Origin of the sequence: Anaeromyxobacter dehalogenans 2CP-1 (assembly GCF_000022145.1) — a bacterium.
Taxonomy (GTDB): Bacteria; Myxococcota; Myxococcia; order Myxococcales; family Anaeromyxobacteraceae; genus Anaeromyxobacter; species Anaeromyxobacter dehalogenans.
Genome location: NC_011891.1, coordinates 2,704,114 through 2,726,036, shown reverse-complemented (window position 1 = coordinate 2,726,036; position 21,923 = coordinate 2,704,114). Strand labels below are relative to the sequence as shown.

General features: G+C 76.1%; 22 protein-coding genes. 13 read left to right on the top strand and 9 right to left on the bottom strand.

The window, feature by feature from the left end; genetic code table 11:
• Positions 1-2: 2 nt before the first annotated feature.
• Positions 3-275, top strand: coding sequence for an HU family DNA-binding protein (locus A2CP1_RS12425; RefSeq protein ID WP_011420544.1), 273 nt, complete (start codon positions 3-5; stop codon positions 273-275).
• An 11-nt stretch (positions 276-286) separates the two neighbouring features.
• Positions 287-775, top strand: coding sequence for a PilZ domain-containing protein (locus tag A2CP1_RS12420; RefSeq protein ID WP_012633602.1), 489 nt, complete (start codon positions 287-289; stop codon positions 773-775).
• A gap of 81 nt (positions 776-856) precedes the next feature.
• On the opposite strand, the gene A2CP1_RS12415 is transcribed toward A2CP1_RS12420, so the two are convergent.
• The 4 genes from A2CP1_RS12415 to A2CP1_RS12400 all read right to left on the bottom strand — a co-directional run bounded on the left by A2CP1_RS12415 (position 857) and on the right by A2CP1_RS12400 (position 5,073).
• Positions 857-1,621 (bottom strand): hypothetical protein, encoded by a 765-nt coding sequence (locus tag A2CP1_RS12415; protein WP_012633601.1) that lies wholly within the window; start codon positions 1,619-1,621, stop codon positions 857-859.
• A 259-nt stretch (positions 1,622-1,880) separates the two neighbouring features.
• A complete protein-coding gene (locus tag A2CP1_RS12410; RefSeq protein ID WP_012633600.1) occupies positions 1,881-3,251 on the bottom strand; it encodes an ammonium transporter in 1,371 nt (456 codons plus the stop codon).
• 180 nt (positions 3,252-3,431) lie between these two features.
• The gene (locus A2CP1_RS12405) at positions 3,432-4,712 is read right to left on the bottom strand and encodes a hypothetical protein (protein WP_012633599.1); all 1,281 of its coding nucleotides are present in this window, start codon (positions 4,710-4,712) and stop codon (positions 3,432-3,434) included.
• 145 nt (positions 4,713-4,857) lie between these two features.
• The gene (locus tag A2CP1_RS12400) at positions 4,858-5,073 is read right to left on the bottom strand and encodes a TIGR04563 family protein (protein WP_011420549.1); all 216 of its coding nucleotides are present in this window, start codon (positions 5,071-5,073) and stop codon (positions 4,858-4,860) included.
• 505 nt (positions 5,074-5,578) lie between these two features.
• On the opposite strand from A2CP1_RS12400, the gene tilS reads away from it, so the two are divergent.
• The 10 genes from tilS (at position 5,579) to tsaE (ending at position 15,972) form a co-directional block, all read left to right on the top strand.
• Positions 5,579-6,931, top strand: a complete 1,353-nt coding sequence (tilS, locus tag A2CP1_RS12395) for a tRNA lysidine(34) synthetase TilS (RefSeq protein WP_012633598.1) — start codon at positions 5,579-5,581, stop codon at positions 6,929-6,931.
• A gap of 121 nt (positions 6,932-7,052) precedes the next feature.
• Positions 7,053-8,960, top strand: coding sequence for an ATP-dependent zinc metalloprotease FtsH (gene ftsH / locus A2CP1_RS12390; protein WP_012633597.1), 1,908 nt, complete (start codon positions 7,053-7,055; stop codon positions 8,958-8,960).
• A 48-nt stretch (positions 8,961-9,008) separates the two neighbouring features.
• Entirely contained in the window at positions 9,009-9,860 is an 852-nt protein-coding gene (gene folP / locus A2CP1_RS12385; protein ID WP_012633596.1) for a dihydropteroate synthase, read from the top strand.
• Between the two features lie 22 nt (positions 9,861-9,882).
• On the top strand, positions 9,883-10,764 hold the full coding sequence (cdaA, locus tag A2CP1_RS12380) for a diadenylate cyclase CdaA (RefSeq protein ID WP_012526387.1): 882 nt from the start codon (positions 9,883-9,885) through the stop codon (positions 10,762-10,764).
• Entirely contained in the window at positions 10,751-11,140 is a 390-nt protein-coding gene (locus A2CP1_RS12375; RefSeq protein ID WP_012633595.1) for a YbbR-like domain-containing protein, read from the top strand. The genes cdaA and A2CP1_RS12375 overlap by 14 nt, the downstream gene beginning before the upstream one ends.
• Before the next feature lie 9 nt (positions 11,141-11,149).
• A complete protein-coding gene (gene glmM, locus A2CP1_RS12370) occupies positions 11,150-12,640 on the top strand; it encodes a phosphoglucosamine mutase (protein WP_012633594.1) in 1,491 nt (496 codons plus the stop codon).
• Positions 12,641-12,760: 120 nt separating this feature from the next.
• Positions 12,761-13,489, top strand: a complete 729-nt coding sequence (locus A2CP1_RS12365; protein ID WP_012526384.1) for a pyridoxine 5'-phosphate synthase — start codon at positions 12,761-12,763, stop codon at positions 13,487-13,489.
• A gap of 31 nt (positions 13,490-13,520) precedes the next feature.
• The gene (locus tag A2CP1_RS12360; RefSeq protein WP_012633593.1) at positions 13,521-13,907 is read left to right on the top strand and encodes a holo-ACP synthase; all 387 of its coding nucleotides are present in this window, start codon (positions 13,521-13,523) and stop codon (positions 13,905-13,907) included.
• On the top strand, positions 13,904-15,433 hold the full coding sequence (locus A2CP1_RS12355) for a bifunctional ADP-dependent NAD(P)H-hydrate dehydratase/NAD(P)H-hydrate epimerase (RefSeq protein WP_012633592.1): 1,530 nt from the start codon (positions 13,904-13,906) through the stop codon (positions 15,431-15,433). The genes A2CP1_RS12360 and A2CP1_RS12355 overlap by 4 nt, the downstream gene beginning before the upstream one ends.
• The gene (tsaE, locus tag A2CP1_RS12350) at positions 15,421-15,972 is read left to right on the top strand and encodes a tRNA (adenosine(37)-N6)-threonylcarbamoyltransferase complex ATPase subunit type 1 TsaE (RefSeq protein ID WP_012633591.1); all 552 of its coding nucleotides are present in this window, start codon (positions 15,421-15,423) and stop codon (positions 15,970-15,972) included. The genes A2CP1_RS12355 and tsaE overlap by 13 nt, the downstream gene beginning before the upstream one ends.
• 13 nt (positions 15,973-15,985) lie before the next feature.
• On the opposite strand, the gene A2CP1_RS12345 is transcribed toward tsaE, so the two are convergent.
• From A2CP1_RS12345 to hutU, 5 genes are all read right to left on the bottom strand, one after another.
• Positions 15,986-16,447 carry a hypothetical protein gene (locus A2CP1_RS12345; RefSeq protein ID WP_012633590.1) on the bottom strand — a complete coding sequence of 154 codons (462 nt, stop codon included), beginning with the start codon at positions 16,445-16,447 and terminating at the stop codon, positions 15,986-15,988.
• Positions 16,448-16,612: 165 nt separating this feature from the next.
• On the bottom strand, positions 16,613-17,386 hold the full coding sequence (locus tag A2CP1_RS12340) for a class II glutamine amidotransferase (protein ID WP_012633589.1): 774 nt from the start codon (positions 17,384-17,386) through the stop codon (positions 16,613-16,615).
• A gap of 92 nt (positions 17,387-17,478) precedes the next feature.
• On the bottom strand, positions 17,479-18,000 hold the full coding sequence (locus tag A2CP1_RS12335) for a metallophosphoesterase family protein (protein WP_012633588.1): 522 nt from the start codon (positions 17,998-18,000) through the stop codon (positions 17,479-17,481).
• Between the two features lie 7 nt (positions 18,001-18,007).
• Complete coding sequence (gene hutI, locus A2CP1_RS12330; RefSeq protein WP_012633587.1) at positions 18,008-19,273, bottom strand: imidazolonepropionase; 1,266 nt, start codon at positions 19,271-19,273, stop codon at positions 18,008-18,010.
• The gene (gene hutU, locus A2CP1_RS12325; RefSeq protein WP_012633586.1) at positions 19,270-20,910 is read right to left on the bottom strand and encodes a urocanate hydratase; all 1,641 of its coding nucleotides are present in this window, start codon (positions 20,908-20,910) and stop codon (positions 19,270-19,272) included. The genes hutI and hutU overlap by 4 nt, the downstream gene beginning before the upstream one ends.
• Before the next feature lie 102 nt (positions 20,911-21,012).
• Between hutU and asd the strand changes: the two genes are divergently transcribed.
• Positions 21,013-21,861, top strand: coding sequence for an archaetidylserine decarboxylase (gene asd, locus A2CP1_RS12320; RefSeq protein ID WP_012633585.1), 849 nt, complete (start codon positions 21,013-21,015; stop codon positions 21,859-21,861).
• The last annotated feature ends 62 nt before the right edge of the window (positions 21,862-21,923 follow it).

Genomic DNA, 21,923 nt, shown 5'->3' with positions numbered 1-21,923 from the left:
CCATGACCAAGGCAGACCTCATCGAGAAGGTTCAGGCGCTCCACGACGACCTCTCCAAGCGGCAGGTGGCGCTCCTGGTGGACTCGGTGTTCGAGCACCTGGCCAAGGGCATCCGCAAGGACAAGCGCTTCACCATGCCGGGCTTCGGGACGTTCGTGGTGAAGCGCCGGGCCGGCCGGGTGGGCCGCAACCCGCAGACGGGCGCCGAGATCCAGATCGCTCCCACCAAGACCGTCGGCTTCAAGCCCGCGCCCGAGCTGAAGAAGGCGCTGTAGGCGAGGCCCCCATGAGCAGCCTCTCCGACTGGCTGAAGGACTTCCGCGTGCTCCACGCGAAGGCGCGCGCCGGCACGCTCGCCGGGCGCGAGGCCGACGTCTACCGCGCCGGCCGCGACGAGCTGGCCCGCGCGCTGCTCGCGGCGCAGCGGCTCACCCTGAAGCCGGGCGAGCTGCCGCGGCAGGCGCTGCGCGTGGCCCGCGCGCTCCAGGTGGACCTGGACATGCTCACCTCCGCCGCGCGCGCGCTCACCGTCGACGTGTCGAGCGGCGGGTTCGCCTGCCTGCTCGCGAAGGCGCCGCCGGCGGGCGACGAGGTGAAGGTGTCGATGCGGCTCCCCGGCGGCGAGGCGCTCGCGTGCCGCGCGCGGGTCACCGACGTGAAGCCGCTGCAGGGGAACGTGCGCGCGTCGTTCCAGCTCGTCGGCCTCACCGCCGCCGAGCGCGAGCGCCTCGAGCTGATGGTGTTCGACACCGTGCTCGAGCAGCTGACCGCCTGATCCCGGCGCGGTGAAAGAGGCGAGGCGCCCCGGATCGCCCGGAGCGCCCCGCCCGGCGCGCACCCACGCGCGCCGCCCGCACTACTTCTTCGCGAGCAGCTCCACGTCCACGTCGAGCTGCACCGTCCACATCCAGTCGGTGCCGGTCGCGCCCTTGTAGTAGTCCTGGTCGAGGAAGAAGACCGGGCCGGTGAGGACGTCGATGGCCGGCGTGAAGTACAGGCCGATGCCGCCGCCGGCCGCGCCCATCCAGTTCTTTCCGGTGGCCACGTCGGCGAGGAAGATGATCTTCTGCAGGCCGGGGAGGTTCACGGTCACGTCCGGCGACACCCAGCTCGCCATGAAGCCGGCGCGGTTCACGTCGCCGTCGGAGCCGGTCCAGAGCGCCTTCGAGCCGGCGCCGTAGTAGCCGCCCACGCCCAGGACGCCGAGCGGCGTGGTCTTCCCGAGCGTCGCGTGCAGCAGGTGGTAGTCGGACACGTCCTTCTCGAACCCGGCGTTGGCGATGCCGGCGGACAGGCCCGGGGCCCAGCTCGCCAGCGCGCCCTCCGGCAGCGTCAGCTTGGCGTTCAGCTGCACGTACTTCTTCGTGTCGCCCGGGTAGAAGAAGTCCACGCCCGCCTCGGCCTGCAGGTAGGGCAGGCTGAACAGGCCCAGCTCCAGGCCGGTGTCGATCTGCAGGGCGCCCTGCTCGGCGAAGTAGGTGTCGTAGGTGAGGTGCGGGACGAGCGCGGGCTGGGTGTACGTGGTCGCCGGCGTCCAGAACGTGGTGGACGGCGTGGCCCGCGCACCCTGCGCGACGGCGAGGAGCGCCGAGACCGCGAGCGCCTTCAGAGCACTGTTCATCGGGTGAATCCCTCCGTGGTGGTCGTCGCGGCCGGGTGACCGCTCGCCCGGAAGGGTTTGCAGCGCGCGTGCCGCCCCGGTCCGTGCGCGAACACGCGGGTTTCCGGCCGCCCGCGCACGCGATTGAGCGCCGCCGGGGCAGCGGCGTGCGCGCGCCGCGAGCAAGCGGCGCACGTTCACGGAGCGCGTCGTGACGAAACGTGAACGCCCGCCCCCGGGAGCCGGGGGCGGGCGCGGGGCGGCGCGGGGCGGCTCGCGATCAGGCGGCGCTGGAGCCGGGGCTCGGGCGGGCCACCGGCACCGGCGCGTGCGTCGCGGCGCTGGGCGCGGCGCCGGCCGTCTCGAGGTCGGTGGAGAGGTACGCCCGCTCGCCGGCCTCGGCCTGGTCGAGGCCGGTCCACTCGTCCTGCTCGTCGGCGCGCAACGGCGTGACGAGCGCCACCAGCCGGTACAGCCCGTAGGACAGCCCGCCGGAGAACACCAGCGTCACGGCCACGCCCAGGGCCTGCTTGCCCACCAGCGCCAGGCTCGCGTCCGCGCCGGCGGCGTTCACCGAGGTGGTGGCGAGCGCGCCGGTGAGCACCGCGCCGAGCGTGGCCGCCACGCCGTGGACCGCGAAGACGTCCAGCGCGTCGTCCAGCCCGAGCCGCGGGCGCAGCCGGATGGCGCCGAAGGAGGCGAGCGCCGCGACCGCACCGAGCACCAGGCTCGCGCCGGGCCGGATGAAGCCGGCGGCCGGCGTGATGGCCACCATGCCGGCCACCGCGCCGGAGGCGAGCCCGACGCCCGAGACCTTCCCGTGCATCAGCAGCTCGGCGAGCCCCCAGGCGGCGGCCGCCGCCGCGGGCGCGAAGAAGGTGTTCGCGAAGGCGGTGCTGGCGAGGCCGTTCGCGGCCAGCGCGCTGCCGCCGTTGAAGCCGAGCCAGCCGAACCAGAGCAGGCCCGCGCCGAGGATGGCGAACGGGACGCTGTGCGGGAGCACCGTGGGGGCGCGCAGGCCGCGGCGCTTGCCCAGCACCACCGCGCCCACCAGCGCCGCCGCGGCGGCGTTCACGTGCACCACCGTGCCGCCGGCGAAGTCGAGGACGCCGAGGTTGCGGAGCCAGCCGCCCGGCGCCCACACCCAGTGCGCCACCGGCGTGTACACCACCAGGCTCCACAGCGCGACGAACAGCACGTAGGCCTTGATGCGCATGCGCTCGACCACCGCGCCCGAGATGAGCGCCGGCGTGATCACGGCGAACATCGCCTGGAAGAGCATGAACGCGGAGTGCGGCACCGTGGCCGCGAGGGACGGCTCGGGCGCGTCGCCCACGCCGGCGAGCCCGGCCCAGCGCAGGCCGCCCACCACGCGGTCGAGCGCGCCCGGCCCGGGGGCGAACGCGAGCGAGTAGCCGATCGTCGCCCACAGCACGCCCACGATCGCCATGCACACGATCGACAGGTTCATGGTGTGGACGACGTTCTTGGCGCGGACCAGGCCGCCGTAGAAGAACGCGAGGCCCGGGGTCATGAGCATGACCAGCCCGGCGCTCACGAGCACGAGCGCGGTGTCGCCGGTGTCGATGCCGTCGGCGGCGGACGCGAGCGCGGGCAGGGCCAGCAGCAGCGGTGCGAGGAGCTTCTTCACGGAGCCTCCAGGGCAGGGTGCGCGGGGCGCGCTCCCCGGGCCACTGCAGCGCCCGTGCCCGCCGGAGGTGCGCGGATCGCGGGCGTTCCGGAGCCCGCTCGCGGTGCGTTGCCCGACTCGGCGGCATCCCGCTGCCCTGCCCGCGGGCAGCCGCGCCGGTCGCGGCACCCGGCTGCCCGGTCAGCGGGCAGTGCGCGAGGTGCGCTTGGCCGCCGTGCGGGAGGCGGGCTTCTTCGCCGGCGTCGCCGTCTTGCGGGTGCCCGCCTTGGCGGCGGCCTTCGCGGCCGTCGCCTTGCGGACCGGCGCGGGCCTCGGCGGCGGCTCCGGTCGCGGCTCGGGCGGGAGCACGGCGGCGACCACGGCGGGATCGTCGTCGCAGGCGCTCGACACCGAGGGCGGCGCGCCCGCCACCGCGCGGTACGGGCCGCGGGCGCGCGCCTCCACCTCGGCGGCCCGGCCGGCCCAGTCGCGGGCCCCGGGGGCGAGGCCGGCGCCGTCGAGCGCCGCGGCGGCCGCGGCGCGATCGCCGGCGCGGATCCGCAGCGCCGCGAGGTGGAGCGCCGCGCGGGCGCGCTCGGGCGCCGGCGTGCCGGCGGCGTCCGCCGTCAGGCGCTCGAGCGCCTTCACCGCGTCGGCCGCGGGCGCGTCGCCGGCCAGGGCCAGCTTGGCGAGCCCGTAGGCGGCGCGCGGGTGCGTGGGGGAGGCGGTCAGGGCGGCCGCATACGCGGCGCGGGCCGTGGCCGCGTCGCCGCGCGCCCGGCGCGCGGTATCGCCGTGCAGGGCGAGGCCGGCCGGCAGCGCGCGATCGGCGGCGGCGGCCTGGGCCGCGTCGGCGGCGGCGGCGAGCGATCCGGCCGCGAGCGCGATGCGCGCCTGCAGCGCGTCGGCGAACGGCGAGCCCTGCGCCGCGGCCGACGCGGCGGTGGCGTCGCCGAGGCTGCGCCGCGACAGCGCCAGCATGCCACTCGCCAGGCTGGCCCAGCGCGGCACCTCGGCGGCGCGGCCGGGCTCGACGAGCAGCGCCTCGGCCTGCGCGCCGGCGCCGTCGTCGCGGTAGTCCACGTGCAGCGCCGCGAGCGCGTAGGCACGCAGGCTGGCGGCCTCCAGCGGGTCGAGCGCCGCGAGCGGCTCCAGCAGGTCCGCGGCCTCGCGGTAGCCGGCCGCGGTGTCGAGGCGGATCAGCTCCTCGGCCCGCTGCATCCCGGCCTGGAGCGCCTGGTGGCGGTGGTGCGCGCGGTAGGCGAGCAGCGCGGCGCCGATCAGCAGGACCACGCCGGCGCCGGCGATCAGCGTCACCCGCGAGCGGCCGGGCGGCCGCGACGCGCCGGGCGCGGGGACGCGGGGGCGCGGGGGGCCGTCGCCGTCGAGATCGGCGGGGGGCGCGTAGGAGTCGTCGTCGAGCTCCACGAAGCCGTCCTCGGACGGCGCCGCGGCAGGGTCGGGCAGGGGGGGCTTTCGCATCGGCAGGTCGGGGGCGGGGCTCGACGAGGGTACTGCCCGCCCATGCCTGCGGTCAAAAGGGCGACGCGAAAAAGGCGAGCCCGCACCGGATGGACCGGTGCGGGCTCGCGAAAGCTCTCGAAGCGTCGGCGGCGAGGGCCGCTGCCTAGATGCCCTTCTCCTCGCGCTCGTCCTCCCGCGCGACGCCGGACAGCACGTCGTTGACGGACGGGAAGCGCATGATCTCGCCGCGGGCGATGCGCCAGGCCTGCTGGACGATCCACGAGAGCGACCGGTCCTGCCGGTTCGCTTCCGCCTGGATCTCGTTCAGCATGTCCTCGGGGAAGTACAGGGACTGCTTGCGCTTGTCGGTGCCGGCCATCACTGCTCCATGCTGTGGGGCAAACGACGGCGTTGTACGCTGGGATCGCTCCATCGGTCAAGCTTTCATCCACCCGACGGGGCGCACCCACCGTGAGGCTGGCGCGACGAGGTCTCGCTCGCCCGGGTTGCGGCGCGGCGGGCGCGAGCGAGCGATCCCCGCGCGAATGCTGGGGGCGGAGGCGTGGTGATGGGGCGGTTCGGGCAGCACCAAAGAAGAGAGCCGGCATCACTGCCGGCTCTCCGTGGGCCCAGAGGGGGAGGGGGGGGACCCCTAGGCCCAGCGCCACAAACTTGTTCCATCCTGCACGGTCGTCAACACCGGCGACCCAACATCGCATTCCACAACGGATCCCGCAACTTGCAGCCGCGACGGGGAAGGCGGCAGGCTGCGCGCTCCAGCCACTCGAACCCGCCGGCCGGCGCTCGCATTCCCGGCGCGGGTCGAGGTCCGGTGCACGCCCGACCCGCGCACCTCCGCGCCGGGGCCGAGGAGCCCCTCCTGCATGCGACGCCCTGACCTCCACCCGTACCCCGCCGCCGTGCTCGAGACCGCCCGCCGCCGGCGGCTGTTCGGCCCCGCGGACCGCGTGCTCGTGGCGCTCTCGGGCGGCGCCGACTCGACGGCCCTGCTCGCCGCCCTCGCGGCGCTGCGCGACGCCGGCGCGCTCGCGGAGGTGCGGGCCCTGTACCTGGACCACGGGCTGCGCGCGGGCAGCGAGCCCGAGGCGGCGTCGGCCCGCGCCGCGTGCGCGCGGCTCGGCGTGCCGCTCGAGGAGCGGCGCCTCGCGGTGGGGGCCGGCAACGTGCAGGCCGAGGCCCGCCGGGTGCGCTACGCGGCGCTGCGCGAGGCGGCGGCGCGCGCCGGCGCGTCGCGGATCGCCACCGGGCACACGCTGGGCGACCAGGCCGAGACCGTGCTGCTGCGCCTGCTCCGCGGCGCCGGCGCGCGCGGGCTCGCCGCGATCCCGCCGCGGCGCGGCCCGGTGATCCGGCCCCTCATCGATCGCACGCGCGAGGAGGGGAACGCCTACCTGCGCGCGATGGGGCTGGGCTGGGCCGACGACCCCACCAACGCCGTCCCGGGCTACGCGCGGAACCGGCTCCGGCTCGAGCTCTGGCCGCTGCTGCGGGCGGCGGCGCCGGCGGCGGACCGGGCGCTGGCGCGCGCGGCCGACCTGGCGCGCGAGGACGAGCGCGCGCTCGATCGCCGGGCGCGCGCGGTCGCGGGGGGCGGCACCGCGGTGGACGTGGCCGCGCTCCGGGGCGAGCCGCTCGCGGTGCGGCGGCGGGTGGTGCGGCGGCTCTGGCGCGCCGCGACCGGCAGCGGCCGGGCGCTCGAGGCGCAGCACGTGGCGGCGGTGCTGGCGCTCCTGCGCCGCGGGCGGCCGGGCGAGGTCGCGCTCCCGGGCGGGCGGCGCGCCCGGTGCCGCTACGGGCGCCTCGAGCTCGCCGGCCCCGCGGCGCCCGTCCCGGTGGTGGCGCCGGTGGAGGTGCCGGGGCCGGGGAGGTATGCGCTCCCGGCACTGGACGCCTGGGTGGAGGTCGGCGCCGCGCGGCCGGCCGAGGTGCCCTGGCCGCTCACCCTCCGGACCCGCCGCCCGGGGGACCGCTTCCGGCCGGAGGGCGGGCCGGGCGGGACGAAGCTGAAGCGCTGGCTCATCGACCGGAAGGTGCCGCGCGAGGCGCGGGATCGGCTGGTGCTCCTCGCCGCACCCGGGGGCGCGGTGCTGGCGGTTCCGGAGCTGGGCGCCGTCGCGGAAGGGCTGGGCCCTTCGGGCGCCGGGTTGCGCGTGCGGATTTCGACCGCGCCCGGCCCGGACGGCTCGTACTGCAAAGGGGGTGAGGGCCTGTTATAACGGGCACCTGGCCCGGGCGTCGCCTGGCCGGGCGCCTGGCGGCGCGGGGCGCGGTGCGGAAGAGTCGGACCTCGCCGTCGGTTCCGGTCGATCGACGCTCCACCGAAGGGGAAATCGAGCCTTGCGACAGTCCTACAAGACCGCCCTGCTCTGGGTCTTCCTGATCGTGATGTTCATCGCGCTCTGGAAGCTGTTCGAGCAGCGGGGGCGCGAAGCGAAGTCCTACAACTGGTCGCAGTTCATGGCCAAGGTCGAGTCGGGCGAGGTGAAGGAGGTCACGGTCAAGGACCTCGACTACTTCGGCCACCTGCGCGACGGCTCCGACTTCGTGACCACCGGGCCCATCGACGCCTCCGCGACCATCGCCGAGAAGCTCCGGGAGAAGGGCGTCAACCTGACGTACCAGAAGCCCGAGCAGAACTCGCTCTGGGTGACGGTGGTGCTGCAGTACCTGCCGCTCGTGTTCGTGTTCCTGCTCATCTTCTTCTTCATGCGCCAGCTGCAATCCGGCGGCGGGAAGGCGATGAGCTTCGGGAAGTCGCGCGCGAAGCTGATGACCGAGCACCACAACAAGATCACGTTCGCCGACGTGGCCGGCATCGACGAGTCGCGCGACGAGCTCGAGGAGATCATCTCCTTCCTGAAGGACCCGAAGAAGTTCACGCGCCTCGGCGGCCGCATCCCGAAGGGCGTGCTGCTGATGGGCCCGCCGGGCACCGGCAAGACGCTGCTGGCGCGCGCCGTGGCCGGCGAGGCCGGCGTCCCGTTCTTCTCCATCTCCGGCTCGGACTTCGTGGAGATGTTCGTGGGCGTCGGCGCGAGCCGCGTGCGCGACCTGTTCGAGCAGGGCAAGAAGAACGCGCCCTGCATCATCTTCATCGACGAGATCGACGCCGTCGGCCGCCACCGCGGCGCCGGCCTGGGCGGCGGCCACGACGAGCGCGAGCAGACGCTGAACCAGCTGCTGGTGGAGATGGACGGCTTCGAGTCGAACGAGGGCGTCATCCTCATCGCCGCCACCAACCGGCCCGACGTGCTCGACCCGGCGCTGCTGCGCCCGGGCCGCTTCGACCGCCGCATCGTGGTGCCGCGCCCCGACCTGAACGGCCGCCTCGGCATCCTCAAGGTGCACACCAAGAAGACCCCGCTCGACACGCAGGTGGACCTCACGCAGATCGCGCGCGGGACGCCCGGCTTCTCCGGCGCCGACATCGAGAACCTCGTGAACGAGGCGGCGCTCTACGCCGCGCGGCGCAACAAGGAGAAGCTCGCCATCGAGGACTTCGAGTTCGCGAAGGACAAGGTGATCATGGGCACCGAGCGGCGCTCGATGATCATCTCCGAGAAGGAGAAGCGCACCACCGCGATCCACGAGGCCGGGCACGCGCTGGTCGCGAAGATCCTCCCGGGCACCGACCCGGTGCACAAGGTGACCATCATCCCTCGCGGCCGCGCGCTGGGCCTGACCCAGCAGCTCCCGCAGGAGGATCGGCTCAACCTGAACCAGGAGTTCGCGCTGAACCAGGTGGCCATCCTGATGGGCGGCCGCCTCGCCGAGGAGATCACCTTCGGCCAGAAGACCACCGGCGCCGGGAACGACATCGAGGTCGCGACCAACCTGGCCCGCTCCATGGTGTGCGAGTGGGGCATGAGCGAGAAGATGGGCCCGCTCGCCTTCGGCAAGAAGGAGGGCGAGGTCTTCCTCGGCCGCGAGATGGCGACCGCGCACACGTACTCCGAGCAGACCGCGCGCGACATCGACGCCGAGGTGCACCGGATCGTCACCGAGCAGTACGATCGGGCGAAGAAGGTCCTGCTCGAGAACCAGCCGCTGCTGAACGCCATCGCCGACGCGCTCATCGAGTACGAGACGCTCGACGCGGCCGACATCGACGTGCTGCTCGGCGGCGGCACCATCAGCCGGCCCCCGCCGGCGAAGCCCATGGTGCCGACGCCGGCCGAGAAGGGCGGCAAGCGCGGCGGGCTGCTCGACGCGGTGGGCGGCGTCCCGGCGGCGGGCAAGGCCTGATCGGCCGCGGCGCCCGTTCCGCGGGCACCGGCCGGAGATCACGTCGCGATGCGGATGCGGATCGGGGCCAGGCTCTTCGACGGGCCTGGCCCCTTCGTCATGGGGGTCGTGAACGCGACCCCGGACTCGTTCTCGGACGGCGGCCGGTTCCTCGAGCGCGACGCGGCGGTGGCGCACGCGCTGCGGCTCGCGGACGAGGGCGCCGATCTGGTGGACCTGGGCGGCGAGTCCACCCGGCCCGGCGCGCCGCCGGTGACGGCCGACGAGGAGCTCCGGCGGGTGGTGCCGGTCGTCGCCGCGCTGCGCGCGCGCGGGTTCACGCTCCCGATCTCGGTGGACACGTGGAAGGCGCGGGTGGCGCGGGAGGCGCTCGCGGCCGGGGCGGACCTGGTGAACGACGTGACCGGCCTCGCCGACCCGGACATGGGCGGCGTGGTCGCCGGGGCCGGCGTGCCGATCGTGCTCCAGCACATGCGCGGCACGTTCGCCGACATGGCCACGCGCGCGGTGTATGCGGACGTGGTCGAGGAGGTCGCCGCCGAGCTGGACGAGGCGCTGGCCCGGGCCGGGGCGGCCGGCATCCCGCGCGATCGCGTGGTGCTCGACCCCGGCATCGGCTTCGCGAAGGACGCCCGGCAGAGCCTGGAGCTGCTGGCGCGGGTCGGGGAGCTGCGGCGCCTCGGGTGCCCGCTGCTGGTGGGCCCGTCGCGCAAGAGCTTCATCGGGAAGGTCACCGGCGCGCCCGCGGCGGAGCGCCTGCCCGGCACGCTCGCGGCGGTGACCGCGTGCGTGCTGGCCGGCGTGGAGCTGGTGCGCGTCCACGACGTCGCGGCCGCCCGGCAGGCAGCCGACGTCGCGGCCGCGATCCGGGGAGCGGCGCGCGCTCCCGGTCCGCTGTAGACTGCCGCGCCGGAGAAGCCCGTTGCAGCGGATCCTCGTCTACCTCATCGGCCCCGACGTCTCGCTGGGCGACCTCGCGCTCGCGCTGGTCGACATCGGCCTCGTCGCGTACCTCGTCTACCGCGTGCTCCGCATCATCCGCGGCACGCGCGCGGTGGCGGTGCTGTTCGGGCTCTTCCTGCTCGGCCTCGGCTACCTCGGCGCGCAGGTCGCCGGGCTGGAGACGCTGAGCTGGGTGCTCGGCCACTTCCTCAGCTACTCGTTCATCTTCGGCGTGATCGTCCTGTTCCAGTCGGACATCCGCCGCGCGCTGGCCGAGCTCGGCCGCTCCTCCCGCCTGCTCGCCGCGCTGTCGCGAGACGACCTCGCCACCCAGCGCGGCGCGGTGGACGCGGTGGTGAAGGCCGCCGGCGAGCTGGCGCGGCGCCGGCACGGCGCGCTCATCGTGCTGGAGCGCTCGGCCGACCTCTCCGACGTCATCGACTCCGGCCTGCGGGTGGACGCGGCGGTCACCTCCGAGCTGCTGCTCTCCATCTTCCTGCCGGCCGGGCCCATCCACGACGGCGCCGCGGTGATCCAGGGCGCGCGCCTCGCCGCCGCCGGGTGCCTGCTGCCGCTCTCCGCCGCCGAGGCGCCGCAGGAGCTGGGCACCCGGCACCGCGCCGCGCTGGGCCTCGCCGAGGAGGTGGACGCCGCGGTGGTGGTGGTGTCCGAGGAGCGCGGCGAGGTGTCGGTCGCGCTGGAGGGCACGCTGCACCGCGCGCTCGACGAGAAGGCGCTGCGGAAGCTGCTCTATTCACTGTTCGTGACGGCGGGCCGCGGCAGCGGCGGCGCCGCCGGGCGCCCCGCGCCGGCGGGCGGGCCCCACCCGGCCGGGCAGGGAGCGCCCCGTGCGGCGATCTGACCTCGCGCTGGCGCTGCTCGCGGTGGCCGCGGCGGTGGCCCTGTTCCTGGTGGTCCGCGGCGAGCGCCGCGTCACGGCGACCTACACGGTCCCGGTGGTGGCCTCGCTCCCGAAGGACCTGGCCGCGGAGCCGGCGCTCCCGTCCGACGTGAGCGTGGCCATCTCGGGGCCGTGGGCGCGCCTGCGCACGCTCGATCCGTCCGGGCTCGTGCTCCGCGCCGAGCTCTCCCGCAGCGGGCCCGGCGTGGCCACCTGGTACCTCCGCTCCGAGGCGCTCCACCTTCCGCGCGGGCTCCGCGTGGACGCGATCCACCCTGCGCAAGGCTCCGTCGAGCTCCACCGCGCGCCCGTTGAAGGCGCTCCCACCCACCCATAGGTTGACGCGATGACCACCCCCGCGACCCGCACCCGCCCCGCCGCCGTCGGCCTCCCACGCCGCGCGCCCCGCACCCCCGGCGCCCGCAACGGCGTCCCCGCGGCGCCCGCCCGCCCCGCGCCGCTCGCGCGGCGCCTGTTCGGCACCGACGGCGTCCGCGGCGTCGCGAACGTGCACCCCATGACCGCCGAGATGGCGCTCCAGCTCGGCCGCGCGCTCGCCTACATCGTGCGGAGCGGGCCGCACCGGCACCGGATCGTGATCGGCAAGGACACCCGGCTCTCCGGCTACATGCTCGAGCAGGCCATCGCCTCCGGGATCTCGTCGATGGGCGTGGACGTGATGCTGTGCGGCCCGCTGCCCACGCCAGGCATCGCGTTCGTGACCCACTCGATGCGCGCCGACGCGGGCGTGGTGATCAGCGCCAGCCACAACCCCTACCAGGACAACGGCATCAAGTTCTTCTCGCGCGACGGCTTCAAGCTGCCCGACGAGCTGGAGCTGCAGATCGAGCGGCTGGTGCTGGACGCAGGGGAGGACGACGCCGGCGCCGAGGAGTTCCGCGCGCTCCGCCCCACGGCCACCCGGATCGGCAAGGCGAAGCGCATCGACGACGCCATCGGGCGCTACGCGCAGTTCCTGAAGACCATCTTCCCGAAGGAGCTGACGCTGGAGGGGCTGACGGTGGTGGTGGACTGCGCCCACGGCGCCGCGTACCACGTCGCGCCGGTGGTGTTCGAGGAGCTGGGCGCCAAGGTGATCCCGCTCAACGTCAAGCCCGACGGCAAGAACATCAACGACGCCTGCGGCGCCGTTCACCCCGAGTCGATGGCCCGGACGGTGAAGCGCCACGGCGCGAACCTCGGGCTGGCGCTCGACGGCGACGCCGACCGGGTGATCCTGGCCGACGAGCACGGCAACGTGGTGGACGGCGACGCCATCATGGCGCTGGTGGGCCGCGACCTGCTCGCCCGCAAGGCGCTCGCCAAGAAGACCGTGGTGGCCACCGTCATGTCCAACCTGGGCCTGGAGCGGGCGCTCGCGCCGCTCGGCGGCAAGGTGGTGCGCACCGCGGTGGGCGACCGGTACGTGGTCGAGGAGATGCGCCGGAGCGGCTACTCGTTCGGCGGCGAGCAGTCCGGGCACCTGGTGTTCCTCGACCACGTCACCACCGGCGACGGCGTGGCGGCCGGCCTGAACGTGCTGGCGGTGATGGTGCGCGAGGGCAAGCCGCTGTCCGAGCTGGCGCGCTGCTTCGAGCCGGTCCCGCAGGCGCTCGTCAACGTGGAGGTGCGCGAGAAGCGGCCCGTGGCCGAGCTGCCCTCGGTGGTGAAGGCCATCGCCGCCGCGGAGAAGGCGCTCGGGGCCGAGGGGCGGGTGCTGGTCCGGGCCTCCGGCACCGAGAACAAGGTGCGGGTGCTGGTCGAGGGGCCCGACGCGAAGCGCGCCCGGGCGCTCGCCGACGGCATCGCCGCCGAGCTGCGCCAGGCCATCGGGTAACGCCGCGCGCCGCGGCGGCGAGCCGCTCGAGCGGCCCCGGCCGCCGGGCCGGGCGCCCGCGGCGGGGCGAGGGCACGAACCTCGGCGGTGGAGCGGGTTCCGCGGTAGACTCCCGCCGCCATGCCCGCACGCCTCGGAGTCAACGTCGATCACGTCGCGACCCTGCGCCAGTCGCGCCGCACCCAGTACCCGGACCCGGTCGCCGCGGCGGTGCTCGCCGAGATGGGCGGCGCCGACCAGATCACCATCCACCTGCGCGAGGACCGCCGGCACATCCAGGAGCGCGATCTCCAGGTGCTGCGGAAGACCGTCTCGAGCCGGCTCAACCTCGAGATGGCCGCCACGCAGGACATGGTGAAGATCGCGTACGGCGTGAAGCCGGACATCGCCACCCTGGTGCCGGAGCGGCGCGAGGAGCTGACCACCGAGGGCGGCCTGGACGTGGTGGGCGGTCGCGAGCACGTGCGCAAGGTGGTGAAGACGCTCCGCGACGCCGAGATCGAGGTGTCGCTGTTCATCGACCCGGACCTCGACCAGGTGAAGGCGGCCCACCGCGCCGAGGCGGAGGTGGTGGAGCTGCACACCGGGCGCTACTGCGACGCGCGGCTCGCGTCGGATCGCCGGCGCGAGCTGTCGCGCGTCATCGACGCGTGCAAGGCAGCCGCGAAGCTCGGGCTGCGCGTGGCGGCGGGCCACGGGCTCAACTACCAGAACGTGGTGCCGGTGGCCGCGATCCCGGAGATCGAGGAGCTGAACATCGGCCACTCGATCGTGGCGCGGGCGGTGCTGGTGGGGTTCGAGCGCGCGGTGCGCGAGATGCGCGAGCTGCTGCGCGAGGCGCGCCCGTAGCGCGGCGCCGCCCGGCGAGCGAGGAGCGGGCGTGATCCTGGGGCTCGGCCTGGACGTGGTGGAGGTGGCCCGGATCCAGCGGATCCTGGCGGGCCCGCCCGCGCGCGCGGAGCGGTTCCTGGCGCGGGTGTTCGCGCCCGCCGAGCGCGCCTACTGCGACGCGCGGCAGGACCGGGCCACCCGGTACGCCGCGCGCTTCGCCGCGAAGGAGGCGGCGGTGAAGGCGCTCGGGACGCCGGAGGGGGTCCGCTGGCTGGACCTGGTGGTGGAGCGCGGCGGCGGCGCGCCGTCGCTGGTGCTCGACGGCATCGCGGCCGACGCGGCGCGGCGCCTGGGCGTCGCGCGCGTGCACCTCACGCTCACGCACGACGGCGGCGTGGCGGTCGCGGCGGTGATCCTGGAGGGGACCGGGCCATGAGGCTGGTGGGCGCGGCGGAGATGCGCGCGATCGACCGGGCCGCCATCGACGGGCTGGGGATCCCCTCGCTCGAGCTGATGGAGCGCGCCGGGCGGGCGGCGGCCGACGCGGCGCGCGGGCTGGCCGGGCCGGGGGGCCGCTTCGCAGTGGTCTGCGGCGGCGGCAACAACGGCGGGGATGGCTGGGTGGTGGCGCGCCTGCTGGTGGGCGCCGGGCGGGCGGTGCGGGTGGTGTCGCTGGTCGACGCGGCGCGGCTCAGCCCGGACGCCCGCGCCGAGCGCGCGCGGGCGGAGGCCGCCGGGGTGGCGGCCGAGGCCGCCGACGCGCCGCTCGAGGCCGGCCCGGGCGACGTGGTGGTGGACGCGATCTTCGGGACCGGCCTGTCGCGCGCCCCCGAGGGCGCGTTCGCCGCGGCGATCTCGCGGATCGAGGCGGCGCGCCGCGCCGGGGCGCGGGTGCTGGCGGTGGACGTGCCCTCCGGCCTGTCCGCCGACACCGGCCAGCCGCTGGGCGAGGCCTGCGTCCGCGCCGATCGCACCGTCACCTTCGCGTTCCAGAAGCGCGGCCTGGTGCTCCACCCGGGCCCGGCCCACGCCGGCGAGGTGACGGTGGCCGACATCGGCATCCCGCCGGAGGCGGCGGCGCAGGTGCCGGCCGAGGCCGAGCTGCTCGTCGAGGACGAGGCCCGCGCGCTGGTCCCGCCGCGCGACCCGGAGGCGCACAAGGGCGAGGCGGGCCGGGTGCTGGTGATCGCCGGCTCGCCCGGCAAGACCGGCGCGGCGCACCTCGCGCTCACCGGCGCGCTGCGCGGCGGCGCCGGGCTGGTGACGCTTGCGGCGCGGGCGGAGGTCCTGCCCCTGGCGCTGGCCGGACGCCCGGAGGCGATGAGCGCGGCGCTGCCGGGGGCGGGGCCGCTCGCCGCGGCCGACCTGGGCCCGCTGCTGGAGGCGGCGGCCGCCGCCGACGCGCTGGTGATCGGGCCGGGGATCCCGCGCGGCGACGGCACCGGCGCGCTGCTCCTCGAGCTGCTCTCGCGCGCGGGCCTGCCGGCGGTGCTCGACGCCGACGCGCTCAACGCCGTCGCGGGCCAGGCGGAGCGGCTCGCCGCGACGGGGGTGCCGCTGCTGCTCACCCCGCACCCGGGCGAGATGGCCCGGCTGTGCGGCCTCTCCACCGCCGAGGTGCAGCGCGACCGGCTCGGCCTCGCGGCGCGGCAGGCGAGCGCCTGGGCGGCGACGGTGGTGCTGAAGGGCGCGCGCACGGTGGTGGCGGATCCGTCCGGTCCGCCGGCGGTGATCCCGACCGGCAACCCCGGCATGGCCACCGGCGGCACCGGCGACGTGCTGGCCGGGCTGTGCGGCGCGCTGCTCGCCGGCGGGCTCGCGCCCGGGGCGGCGGGGCGTGCGGGCGCGTGGGTCCACGGGCGCGCCGGCGACCTGGTCGCGCGGCGGCTCGGCGAGCGCGGGCTGCTCGCGGGCGATCTGGGCGCGGCCATCGGGGAGGTGTGGGCGGAATGGCGGAGATGAGCGGCGAGCGCTTCACGGCGCGGCGGACCACGCGGTCGGCGGCGGCCACCCGCCGCCTCGGCGCGAGGCTGGGCGGGCTGCTCCGGCCCGGCGACGTGGTGGCGCTGGAGGGCGACCTCGGGGCCGGCAAGACGCAGCTCGTCCGCGGCGCCTGCGAGGGCGCGGACGTCCCGCCCGGCGAGGTCTCCAGCCCCACCTTCGCGATCGTCGCCACCTACGCCGGACGCATCCCGGTGCACCACGCCGACCTCTACCGGATCGCGGACGAGGACGAGCTGTACGGGACCGGCTTCGGCGACCTGGTGGGCGGGGAGGGCGCGCTGCTGGTGGAGTGGGCGGACCGCATCCCCGGGGCGCTCCCCGCGGAGCGGCTCACGCTGCGGCTCTCGCACGACGCCGCGCGGCCGGAGGTCCGGCACCTGGAGCTGGAGGGCGTCGGCGCGCGGCACGCGGCGCTGGCGCAAGCGCTGGTCGCGCCGCCGAGGCGCGCGCGGCGCCCGGCGCCCCGGACCGCGCGCACGGGCCGACGATCGCGCTGAGCGGGCGCGGGCCTCAGTCGAACGCGTGGCAGGCGAGGCAGAGCGGCTTCGGGCTCACGTCCGAGCCGTCCACGAGCACGTCGCCCTGCTGGTCCTCGTAGGTGCTCTCCACCCCCGGGATCACGCGCCGGCGGGCCGTCGTCGCCTGGGGCAGGAACAGGTGGAACCGCCAGCGCGAGCTCGCCGAGTGGCAGCTCCAGCAGTGGACCTTCCCGTCCGGCAGGGCCACGCCGCGCCGCTCCACCTCCGCGCGGGGCCGCAGCATGCCGGACGCGTCGGGGGCGTAGGTCACGTCCACGGGGTGTGCGGCGTGCAGGCGGGCCGCCTCCTCGTGGCACCCGACGCAGGTGGACACCGGCTCCGACAGCAGGCCGGCGTGGATCTCGTCCCAGCGGCCCGGTTCGGTCTGGGCCGGGGCGCGCGCCGGCGCGAACGCCGCCAGCGCGGACAGCACCGCGAGGATCGTCGGACGCATGGCCCCTCCGCACAGCGTCGAAGCGATCGGAACCTCGCCACGAGCGTACAGGGGGAAATCACCCGCGGCGGCCTCACGGCGGGGGTCGCGCGGGCGGGTCGAGCCGCCGCGCCTGCGATGCACGGGGCAGGGGGAAGCGCCGGGGCGGTCCCCGCGCGGAGGGGCTCAGGGCGCGTGCAGCGGCGCGTCAACCACCCGGATCCCGTCCTCGGTGGCGACGAAGCCTCCCTCGGGCACCTCGCTCCAAGGGGCTCGGCCGATCCGCTCGCTCGCCACCACGAACGCGTGGCGCGGCCCGGCGTCGCTCGCGGCGTGCAGCGTGCGGCCGCGGCGGCAGGCGGCGAGGAGCCGGCCGTCCGACACGAGGAAGGTGAGCGAGCTCGGCTTGGGCGACGGCACCGCGTCCGCGATGCGCAGCACGGCGTCGGTGGTGGCCGCGAGCGCCGCGCGCACCGCCTCGACGCCGGGCGCCTCGAGCCCGCCGCGCGCGCGCAGCCGGGTCAGGAACAGGTAGAAGCAGCGCTCGCTGTCGGTGTCGCCGCGGATGCGGCCGCGCAGGTCGGGGTCGATCTCGGCGAGGATCCGCTCGCGCACGTCCGGGGCGTCCTTGAAGCGGGCGACCGTCCCGTTGTGCGCGAACACCCAGCGATCGTGCACGAACGGGTGGGTGTTCTCGCGGAGCACCGGCCCGACGCTGGCCTCGCGCACGTGCGCGACCACCACCGCCGAGCGGATCTCGCGCCCCGCCTCGACGAAGGCGGCGTCGGCGTGGGCGGGGAGGATGCCCCGGCGCACGAGCGGCGACCCCTGCACGTACCAGGCGATCCCCCAGCCGTGCGGGTGCCGGTGCGACTGGAACCGGAGGGCGTTCTCTGCGCTGCAGAGCGGCTCGCAGGCATCGCGGCCGGGGTGGGCGTGCTGACCGAAGAGGCGGCACATCGCGGACGCAGGGAATCTAGCAGGGCGCCGCCCGCCGATCCAATCCGGGCGGGGGCGCGCCCGCCGCGGGGCGGGATCGCCTCGCGTGCTCGTCAGAGCGCCGCGTCCACCGGGGCCCCGAACGGCCGCGGGCGACCGGCGCCCAGCTCGAAGAACGCCACCTGCGCGTGCCGCCCGCGCACCGTGAGGATCGCGGCGGTGCGCGGCAGGCGGAAGCGGCGCGGCCCGGCGCTGCCCGGGTTCACGTACAGCGTGGGGCCGAGGCGCGCCGCGCCGGGGCGGTGGGAGTGGCCGTGGATGACGAGCTCGGGCGGATCGCGCGCGAGGAGCGGGCGCGCCGGCGGGCGGGGCCGGTCGCGCGGGCCGAGGTCGTGGACCACCAGCGCGCGCAGCGCGCCCAGCGCGAGCCGCACGGTCTCGGGCAGCGCGTCGAACGCGGGATCCCGGTCGTTGTTCCCGCGGACCGCGGCGACGGGCGCCACCTCCGCGAGCGCGTCCAGGATCTCCGGCCGGACCACGTCGCCGGCGTGGACCAGCAGGGCGCAGCCGCGGAACAGCGCGGGCAGGGCGGGGTCGAGCAGGCCGTGCGTGTCCGAGAGCAGCCCGACCCGCACGCGCACCTCAGCGGCAGTCCACCATCGCGGCGGACGGCGCCTCGTGCACCACCCGCCCGTGCTTCACCACCACGAGCGCGTGGTTCACGGCCATGTGCCAGGCCAGGTGCTCGGGCGAGCCGCAGCCCCACAACACGAGGTCGGCGTCGGCGCCGCGCGCGATGCGGCCCAGGTCCGGCTGGCGCAGCGCCCTCGCGCCGCCGGCGGTGAACGCGACCAGCGCCTCCGCGGGCGTCAGCCCGAGCTTCAGGCAGGCCAGCGACAGGGTGAGCCCGACGTTCTCGCTCATGGCGCTGCCGGGGTTCATGTTCGTGGCGAGCGAGACCGGCACGCCCGCCTCGAGCAGCCGCCGCGCCGGCGCGTACCGCTCCGACCCGAGGAACAGCGTCGAGAGGGGCAGCAGCCCGGCCACCACGCGCGCCTCCGCCAGCGCGGCGACCCCCGCGTCGTCCAGCTCCTCGAGGTGATCGGCGCTCGCGCAGCCGAGCTCCGCCGCCAGCCGCGCGCCGCCGCCCGCGGTGAGCTGCTCGGCGTGGACGCGCGGCACCAGCCCGCGGTCCTTCGCGGCCTGCAGCAGCCGCCGGGCCTCGTCGGGCGCGAAGGCGCCGTCCTCCACGAACACGTCGCAGAACACCGCCAGCCGCTCGCGCGCGACCTGGGGGATGAGCGCGGCGCACGCCTCGCGCACGAACGCGGCCCGGTCGCCGACCTGCTCCGGCGGCACCGCGTGGAACAGCAGCGTGGGCAGGATGGTCGCGTCTCCGCCGAGCGCGTCGCCGAGCTGGTGGACGATCCGCAGGAGCCGCAGCTCCTCCGGGGCGTCCAGGCCGTAGCCGCTCTTCACCTCGATGGTGGTGACGCCCTGGGCGATGAGGCGGCGGGCGCGGGCGGCGGCGTCCGCGAGCAGCTGCTCGTCCGGCGCGGCGCGGGTCGCGCGGGTGGTGACCGCGATCCCGCCGCCGGACAGCGCCACCTGCAGGTAGCTGCGCCCGGCGCAGCGGAGCGCGAACTCGCCCGCGCGCTCGCCCGCGAAGACCAGGTGCGTGTGCGAGTCCACCAGCCCCGGGGTGACGAGGCCGCCGCGGGCGTCGATCACCTGCGCGCCCCCCGCGTTCACCTCGGCCTCGAGATCGCGGTCGCGGCCGACCCACGCGACGCGCCGCCCCTCCACGGCCACCGCGGCCCCGGGGAGCAGGCCGGCGTCGGAGGGGCTGCGGTCGCAGGTGGCGACGACGGCGTTGCGGAGGACCAGGGTCGCGGTGGGGCGGCTCACGGGAGCTTGATACCCCGTTCCCGCGCGACGCGCTCGGCCTCCGGATAGCCCGCGTCCGCGTGACGGAGCACCCCCATGGCCGGGTCGCTGCGCAGCACCCGGGCGACGCGGCGCGCCGCCGCATCCGTCCCGTCCGCCACGATCACCTGGCCGGCGTGGAGGCTCCAGCCGATGCCCACCCCGCCGCCGTGGTGGAAGCTGACCCAGGACGCCCCGTTCACCGCGTTGACGAGCGCGTTCAGGATGGGCCAGTCGGCCACCGCGTCGGAGCCGTCCTTCATGGCCTCGGTCTCGCGGTTCGGCGAGGCCACCGAGCCGCAGTCGAGGTGGTCGCGGCCGATGACGATGGGCGCCTTCACCTCGCCCCGCCGCACCAGCTCGTTGAACGCCAGCCCGGCGCGATCGCGCTCGCCGTAGCCGAGCCAGCAGATGCGCGCGGGCAGCCCCTGGAACCGGACCTTGCGGGCGGCGAGGTCGAGCCAGCGGCGCAGGCCGGCGTTCTCCGGGAACAGCTCCATCACGGCGCGGTCGGTGCGCGCGATGTCGGCCGGGTCGCCGGACAGCGCCACCCAGCGGAACGGGCCCTTGCCCTCGCAGAACATGGGCCGGATGTAGGCCGGGACGAACCCGGGGTAGGCGAACGCGTCGGCGAGGCCCGCCTCCCGCGCCCCGGCGCGCAGGTTGTTGCCGTAGTCGAACACGTGGCTGCCCAGGCGGCGCATGGCCAGCATCGCCTCGACCTGCCGGGCCATCGACTCCTTCGCGCGCCGCACCACGCCCTCGGGGTCGCGGGCGCGGAGCGCGGGGAGGTCCGCGAGCGGGACGTCGGCGGGGACGTAGCCGTTCAGCGGATCGTGGGCGGAGGTCTGGTCGGTGACGAGGTCGGGCGCGACGCCGCGGCGGGCCAGCTCGGCGTACACGGTGGCGGCGTTGCCGACCAGGCCCACCGACAGCGGGCGCCGGTCGCGGCGCGCAGCCTCGAGCCGGGCGAGCGCGTCGTCCAGGTCGGCGGCGCGCGCGTCGAGGTAGCCGGTCGCGAGCCGCTTCTCGATGCGGGCCGGGTCCACGTCCACGCCGAGGAACGCCGCGCCGAGCAGCGTGGCCGCGAGCGGCTGCGCGCCGCCCATGCCGCCGAGGCCGCCGGACAGCACCAGGCGGCCGCCGAGGTCGTCGGTGCCGAAGTGCGTGCGGCCGGCCTGCGCGAACGTCTCGTAGGTGCCCTGCAGGATCCCCTGGCTGCCGATGTAGATCCAGGAGCCCGCCGTCATCTGCCCGTACATCATGAGCCCGCGCGCCTCGAGGTCCCAGAAGTGCTCCCAGGTGGCGAAGCGCGGGACCAGGTTCGAGTTCGCGATGAGCACGCGCGGCGCGTCGGGGTGCGTGCCGAGCACGCCCACCGGCTTGCCGCTCTGCACGAGCAGCGTCTCGTCGTCGCCGAGCGCCTTCAGCGCCGCGACGATGCGGCGGTAGCTCTCCCAGTCGCGGGCCGCCTTGCCGGTGCCGCCGTAGACCACCAGGTCCTCGGGCCGCTCGGCCACGTCCGGATCGAGGTTGTTCATCAGCATGCGGAGCGCCGCCTCCTGCACCCAGCCTCGGCAGGAGAGGGCGCTCCCTCGCGGTGCGCGGATCGCGTCCATGGGAGCCACCTCCGGCGCGAGAGCCTGGCCCGGGGCCGCGCCGGCCGCACCGCGAAAAACGGGGCCCGCCGCGGGCGCGCGCTGCTAGACTCCGCGCGCTCCATGAACGACCGCCTCTTCATCTCCGCCCTGCGGCTCCTGCCCAAGAACGCCCTCTCGCGCGCCGTCGGCGCGCTCACCCGCTGGCGCGCGCCGGTCCCGGTGCGCGTCGCCGCCATCCGGGCGTTCGCGCGGCGCTACGGGATCGACCTCTCGGAGTGCCCGGACCTCGACGTCTACCGGACCTTCGGCGAGTTCTTCGCGCGGCCGCTGCGGCCCGGGCTGCGGCCCATCGCGCCCGGGGAGCGGGTGGTGGCGTCGCCGGTGGACGGGGCGGTCTCGGAGACGGGTCGGGTCGAGGCCGGCCGCTTGGTGCAGGCGAAGGGCATCGACTACCCGGCCGCCGCGCTGCTGGGCGACGAGGCGCTCGCCGCCCGGTTCGCCGGCGGCGCCTACGCCACCCTCTATCTCGCGCCGAAGGACTACCACCGCATCCACTTCCCGCTGGGCGGGCGGGTGACCGGCTGGCGCTACGTGCCGGGGAAGCTCTGGCCGGTGAACCCGGCCTCGGTCCGCACCGTCCGCGGCCTGTTCGCGTTGAACGAGCGGCTCGTGACCGTGCTGGAGACGCCGCTCGGCGCCTGCGCGGTGGTGGCGGTGGGGGCCACGGTGGTGGGCCGGGTGTGCGCCTACTACGACCCGTCCATCCCCTTCACCAACCTGCCCGGCGCGGCGCCGCGCCGGCACGACTACGAGACGCCGATCCCGGTGGAGAAGGGGCAGGAGCTGGGGGCCTTCGAGATGGGCTCCACCGTGATCCTGCTCTTCGAGCCCGGAAAGGCGCGCCTCGACCCGCGGCTCGCGCCCGGGGTGCGGGTCCGGGTCGGCGAGCCGCTCGGCGGCGCGGCGTAGGCCGCGGCGCGCCGCCGGCCTGCCACCTCCCCGTGCATCACGCGCGGGGCTCTGGTATCCAT